The organism is Macellibacteroides sp., from assembly GCF_050251695.1.
GTDB lineage: Bacteria > Bacteroidota > Bacteroidia > Bacteroidales > Tannerellaceae > Macellibacteroides > Macellibacteroides fermentans.
In genome coordinates, this window is the sequence record NZ_JBFWMI010000106.1 from 4,290 (window position 1) to 10,874 (window position 6,585).

At 47.6% G+C, this 6,585-nt stretch carries 5 protein-coding genes; all 5 read left to right on the plus strand.

Annotation, left to right across the window (positions count from 1 at the left end):
- Positions 1-1,683, plus strand: a 1,683-nt coding sequence (locus AB7E53_RS12875) for a SusC/RagA family TonB-linked outer membrane protein (protein ID WP_446776081.1), incomplete at its 5' end; no start/stop codon positions are given.
- A gap of 18 nt (positions 1,684-1,701) precedes the next feature.
- Entirely contained in the window at positions 1,702-3,204 is a 1,503-nt protein-coding gene (locus AB7E53_RS12880) for a RagB/SusD family nutrient uptake outer membrane protein (protein ID WP_446776083.1), read from the plus strand.
- Positions 3,205-3,231: 27 nt separating this feature from the next.
- A complete protein-coding gene (locus AB7E53_RS12885; protein WP_446776085.1) occupies positions 3,232-4,686 on the plus strand; it encodes a PKD domain-containing protein in 1,455 nt (484 codons plus the stop codon).
- A gap of 3 nt (positions 4,687-4,689) precedes the next feature.
- Positions 4,690-5,760, plus strand: coding sequence for a family 16 glycosylhydrolase (locus tag AB7E53_RS12890; protein ID WP_446776087.1), 1,071 nt, complete (start codon positions 4,690-4,692; stop codon positions 5,758-5,760).
- Between the two features lie 16 nt (positions 5,761-5,776).
- On the plus strand, positions 5,777-6,585 hold an 809-nt coding region (locus tag AB7E53_RS12895; protein ID WP_446776089.1), incomplete at its 3' end, for a glycoside hydrolase family 3 protein.

The following is a 6,585-nucleotide window of genomic DNA, read 5'->3' on the forward strand; positions in this document are numbered from 1 at the left end:
CTGGCTACGCAGGGTAAGAATATCACCCAGAGCTCTGTATTCTCAAACATGCACCGTGGTTTTACCTGGCAGGTTGAAAATACACTTACCTATACCAAAACATTCGACGACAAGCACAACCTGACCGTTTTGTTGGGTCAGTCGGCCAAGGAATACACCTTGCGTGAATTGTATGGTGACGATTACGACTTGCTGGAAACCAATCCCGACAAGGCTAACATCAATTCGGCCATTGCAGATCGTGATGAAGAGCGCGTGGCAGGTGGAACAGGAGGATTCTCCAACCAGACGCTGGCATCTTATTTCGGTCGTATCGACTACAACTTCGACGAACGTTATATGATTCAGGCTACAGTACGTCGTGATGGTTCGTCCAATTTCGGACCCAATCATAAATGGGCTGTTTTCCCTTCAGTATCTTTAGGCTGGAATGTTACAAACGAAGCATTTATGGATAGCCGTCCCGATTGGTTCAGCAACCTGAAACTTCGTGCCAGCTGGGGTAAGAACGGTAACGAGCGTATCGGACAGTTCCGTTATACCAGCTTGATGGATGGTGGACAGAATTACTACTTTGGTTCGGGCGATAATGCAAAGATGCAATATGGTAGCAGTCCCTCTAAAATTGCCAATCCGAATGTTAAATGGGAAGAGTCTGAGCAGCTGGATTTAGGTTTTGAATCTCGTTTCTTTAATAATTCGCTGACTTTCGGATTCGACTATTTCAAGAAAAAAACCAACGGTATGTTGATGGATCAACCGATTCCTGCCTATGTTGGAAAAGGTGCTCCCATCGCCAATGCAGGTGATATGCAGAACTGGGGTCTCGAATTTGAATCAACATACAAACTTAAGATCAACGATTTCTCGTTCAACGTAGGAGCCAATGCATCTTACCTCAACAATAAGCTCATTAAACTGGGTAATGCATCGGGTGAAGCCATCTATGCCGATGCCGGTGCATCGGGTGTGGGAAGTTATGTAAAAGGTAGAAACGGTGAGGTATATCCCTACTTCTATGGTTATCAAACCGGCGGTATCCTGCAGAGTCAGCAAGAAGCCGACGAGTACAACAGCAAATATGGTGAAAAGGCACAGCCCGGAGATGTTATCTTCCTGGATATAGCCGGCGAGAAATCCAACACGCCTGATGGTAAGATTACAGATGCCGATAAGACTAAGATTGGTAAGGGAATGCCCGATTGGACCTTCGGTCTGAGCCTGGGTGCCGATTGGAAAGGATTCGATTTGAATCTGTTCTTCCAGGGAACAGCCGGTAATGATGTCTTCGATTTCTCACAACGTGGAGATATCCAGGCCATGAACCGTCCGTCCTGGATGCTGGACCGCTGGATCGGTGAAGGAACATCCAATAAGATTCCGCGTATGACGGCTGTGAACCCCAACCGTAACTGGCGTTCGTCCGACTTATACATCAAAGATGGTTCCTATGTACGTCTTAAAACCATTCAGTTGGGATATTCGTTACCATCCTCTTTGCTTGAAAAGGCTTCATTACAACGTTTACGCTTGTTTGTAACAGCCGAAAACCTCTTCACATTCACCTCATATGATGGATTTGATCCGGAAATTGCAGCGGGAGATTACTTTAATATCGGAGTAGACAAAGGGATCTATCCTCAGTCGAGAACAATTTCAGTAGGTGCAAACCTTACTTTCTAATCTTAAAAAAGTATGTATATGAAAAAGTATAAATTCATTTTGTTACTAGCGGCCGTAATCGGATTCAGTTCCTGCGGCGACGATTTCCTTACCAATCACCCTACCGAATCGCAGGAGGCGGGTGGTGCAGCCACGGAGGGAGCCATTCTTTCCAACCTGGGAGCTTGTTACCAGATACTGCTTTTCGACAGCTACGCCAACGGCAATTACAACAGTATCCCGTTGTTGTCCGACCTTCGTTCGGATGATATCTTCAAGGGAGGCGGCGATGCCGGCGACCAGGGACAACTATACCGCTTGTCGCAGTTGGATGCAACATCAACAGAGTTGCCCATGGGTTTGTGGCAAATTTATTACAACGGATTAAGCCGTTGTAATAATGTAATCCTGGCATGCGAAAATGCGGTGGATGTTCCCGAAGCCAAACTGAACCAATACAAGGCAGAGGCTCATTTCTTACGTGCCTACTATGTACATTGGTTGTGGAAATTCTGGGGTAATATTCCCTATTTTGAACAAGATCTGCCTGCTCCGTATATGGCTAAACAGTATACAGCCGACGAAATATACAAGGAAATTTTAGAGGATGTAGACTTTGCCATTGAAGGCGACAAGCTTCCGATGCGTACCACGGCTGTAAACGATGGTCGCGTTAACAAAGCGGCTGCCATGATGTTGAGAGCCCGTGTGGTTATGTACCAGAAGGATCAGACCAGATATGCTCAGGTTTTGAGTGATATGAATGAGATTATCAGCAGCGGTAAATACCGTCTGATGGATGACTTTGCCAGTATCTGGGTGAAAGAGGGTGAATTCTGCGACGAATCCATCTTTGAATCGAACCAGCTTCCCGAAGGAAAGACATGGGGCGCCAGCTGGCAGGGTTACGGAACGAATCTTCCTGCCTTTATATCTCCCAACGGATTGAGCGGATCTGATACTTTTATCGGAGGATGGGGATTTGGTCCTGTTCGTGCTGCTGCATGGAATATGTTTGAGGAAGGCGACGAACGCAGAGAAGGTTCAATCAACCATTTTGAAGACGGAACCTATACCGTACGCTTCCAGAACACCGGTTACTTTATGGCTAAATATGCTGCCCGTAAAGGATATAACCCTCCTCCCGGAGACATCGATCTTAACTTTGAAAATAATTTCCGTATTTTCCGCTATGCCGAGGTATTGCTGAATGCTGCCGACCTGATGGCTATCCAGGGTGTTGCACCCAGTGGCATCACTGCACAGGAATGTTTGGACCAGATCCGCTTCCGTGCCGGCCTTCCTTCCATTCCGGCAACAGCCGCAAATGTTAAGCTTGAGCGTCGCCGCGAATTCTTAGGCGAGGGATTTCGTTTCTGGGATTTGGTTCGTTGGGGAGATACTTCAATTCTGAGCGAGAACCTTCCGGCGTATTCTTCCAACAGAACATGGAAAGACTATTGCAAGTACCTTCCTATTCCTCAATCTGAAATTGAGAAAACAGACGGCGAATTCTTGCTTAAGCAGAATACCGGTTATTAATTTTAAGAAATCTAATAAGCATATCATATGAAAAATAACATAAAATTAGGGGTATTCGCATTCTTGTCCATCTTATTGATGATTGCGTGCGAGCCTCAGGATAGTTCGGATTATTCATTGGGCGCGAAGCCAACAGCCGACCAGTTGGATTTTGATGTGACCCCGACGGCGTCTAAAGCCAATGTGATTGATTTCAAGAATACATCCAAAATCAAAGGTGTCGCCACCTGGGATTTGGGTAATGGAACAAAAGCCAAAGGAGAAACTGCCCAGGCAAGCTTCCCGTTCAAGGGCGATTATACAATCGTAATGACGCTCTATACAACAGGAGGTTCGGTAAGTATCTCTAAAACGATCAATGTGGCTAACGACGACATGTCATTGCTTGACACACCGATGTACAATGCCCTTACGGGTGGTGCAGCCAACCTGAATGGTAAGACATGGGTATTTGACCAATACCACGACGGTCACTTCGGGGTAGGTCCGGTTGCCGACAGTGGTCCGAGCTGGTGGAGCTGTCCGGCCGAAGGCAAGACAGAGAGCTCTTTGTATACCCAGGAGTTTACCTTCACGCAGGTGGGAGTAAAGTTGGAATGGAAAAACAACGGTAAAGTATATACCAACGAAAACGGTCGTGCCGCTCTGGCTGCTTTAGGTTTTTCAACTTCGGTTGTTCCGGGTGCGGGCGATTTCGACGTAACCTATGCTCCAAAGCCTGCCTATACCTTTGCATTGAATGAAGCTGGTAAGACAATCACCTTGAGTGACGGTGCTTTCTTCGGACATTATGCCGGAACCTCTACTTACGAGATCTTGAAACTTACGGCAGACGAGATGTACCTTAAATGTGCAAGTACGACCGAGAACGGAAACGGATGGTGGTATCGTTTGATTCCTAAGGAAAAGAATATCAAACCGGTGGTTGTTATTCCTTTGAAGGCAATTCCTCTGGCCGACGACTTCGAATCGTCTGTTCCTAAAGTTGTATTCGGACAAGAGGATATGGGCTCTTTATTCGATCCTTATTATTCAAATCCGGCTCCTCTGGGTATAAATCGTTCGGGAAAAGTATTCCTTTACGAGAAATCGGATGCTTTCTATTCCAATATCTTCTTTACCGCTAGCGGATATAAGTTTGACCTTACCGAACAGAACAAGGTTTCCATCAAGGTTTACCTGCCTTCTTACAACGACTATGTAACCGACTTCCCTGTTGCGGGCGACTGGATTACCAATGCTAAGCTGAAACGTCAGGTTGCAGTTAAGCTACAGGATTCAAGCAAGGGCGGTAACGCATGGCAGACGCAGACCGAAATTGTGAAAGCCGATCTGGAAACCGACAAATGGATTGAACTTACCTTCGATTTCAGCGGCGTAAGCACCCGCCAGGATTACGATAAGATTGTAATTCAGTTCGGAGCCGAAGGACATGCAGGTCCGGGTATTTTCTTCTTTGATGACTTTCGTTTTAAAAAGTAAATAATGTGTTATAGAAGTGTTTTAGTACAGATTATCCTTCTGGGGTGCTGCTGCCTGCTTGGTCGGGCGCAGACCCCCGAGGGCTACTCGTTGGTTTGGTCCGACGAGTTTTCGGCTTCCACACCTTCGTTGCCAGACACCAACAAGTGGTGGTACGAAACCGGCGGAAGCGGATGGGGTAACAATGAGCTGCAGTATTATGTGGCCGGTGTGGCACGGGAAGACACGTTGGCCCTTATTTCGGATGGAACGCTGAAGATCAGAGCGCTTAAGAAGCGTTATTTCAGTATGGATTACGTTTCCATCCGGATGAATACAAAAGAAAACTGGAAGTACGGATACTTCGAAATGAAAGCCAAAGTGCCGGGCAAACGAGGTTCGTGGGCTGCCTTCTGGATGATGCCTCAGAATTTTACTGCATGGCCGTTGGACGGAGAGATCGATATCATGGAATATGTGGGATACAGGCCAAATGTCACCCAGTCGTCCGTACATACCCAAAGTTACAATCACGTGGCGCATACGGAAAAAACGGCGACTAAAAACATTGCCAATGCCGAAACGGAATTTCACGTGTACGGACTGGAGTGGACGGAAGATAAGATAACAGGCTATGTAGATGGGATTCCCTATTTCACCTTTGCCAACGATAAGTTGGGTGATAAAAACACCTGGCCTTTCGATGCTCCTTTTTACCTGAAGCTGAATCTGGCTATCGGAGGAAACTGGGGGGGACTGATGGGCATAGACGAGAATGTTTGTCCCGCTACCTACGAAATTGATTACGTACGTGTCTATCAATCGGTCAAAACCGACCGTCCTGCTCTTGACGCGCAGGCCGATTCGCCCTTCACCATTACGCCTACGCTGGCACGGGACAGGGTAGTGGTGTCGTCGGACAATTCGAGGAAATATACTGTAAGCGTAACCGATTTACAGGGCAGACTCATTGAAAAGCTGACCAATTGCATGGAAGATACCATCATTGATTGTTCCGGATGGGCCAAAGGATTGTATGTGTTTACAGCAACCAACGGTGTAAGCAGTCATTCGGACAAAGTAATAAAGAATTAAAATAAAGAATGTACAGATGAAACGAGCAAGTATGAAATTGAACGTACTGATTGCCATATCATCGGCCATATTGGTTTCATGCCAAAGCTCCACTTCGGTAAAAAGCAACGATGTGGAGAAGAGGGTGGAGGCCTTGCTTTCCCAGATGACGCTGGAAGAGAAGATCGGCCAGATGAATCAGATCAGCCCCTGGGATGATCCTAAAGCAATTGCCGAGCTGATCAAGAAGGGTGAAGTGGGTTCGATCCTCAATGTGGCAGATCCGCAGACCATCAATGCCTACCAACGTACGGCAGTGGAGCAGTCGCGCCTGGGCATTCCGCTGATTGTGGGCCGTGATGTGATCCATGGATTCAAGACGATTTTCCCTATTCCGCTGGGACAGGCGGCTTCGTTCAATCCGGATCTGATCGAGAAGGGAGCGCGCATCGCCGCCATCGAAGCCTCTTCGGTAGGGGTGCGGTGGACTTTCGCACCGATGGTGGATATCTCCCGCGACCCTCGCTGGGGCCGCATTGCGGAGAGTCTGGGTGAAGACACCTACCTAACTTCGGTATTGGGTGCCGCCATGGTGAAGGGATTCCAGGGAGATTCTTTGAACAATCCCTCCTCCATCGCCGCTTGTCCGAAGCACTTTGTGGGCTACGGGGCAGCAGAAGGTGGCCGCGACTATAACTCCACCCATATTCCGGAACGGTTGCTTCGCAATGTGTACCTGCCCTCTTTCGAGGCGGCAGCCAAAGCCGGAGCAGCTACCTATATGACCTCCTTTAACGACAACGACGGCATCCCTGCCTCGGGCAACGGTTATATCCTGAAGGATGT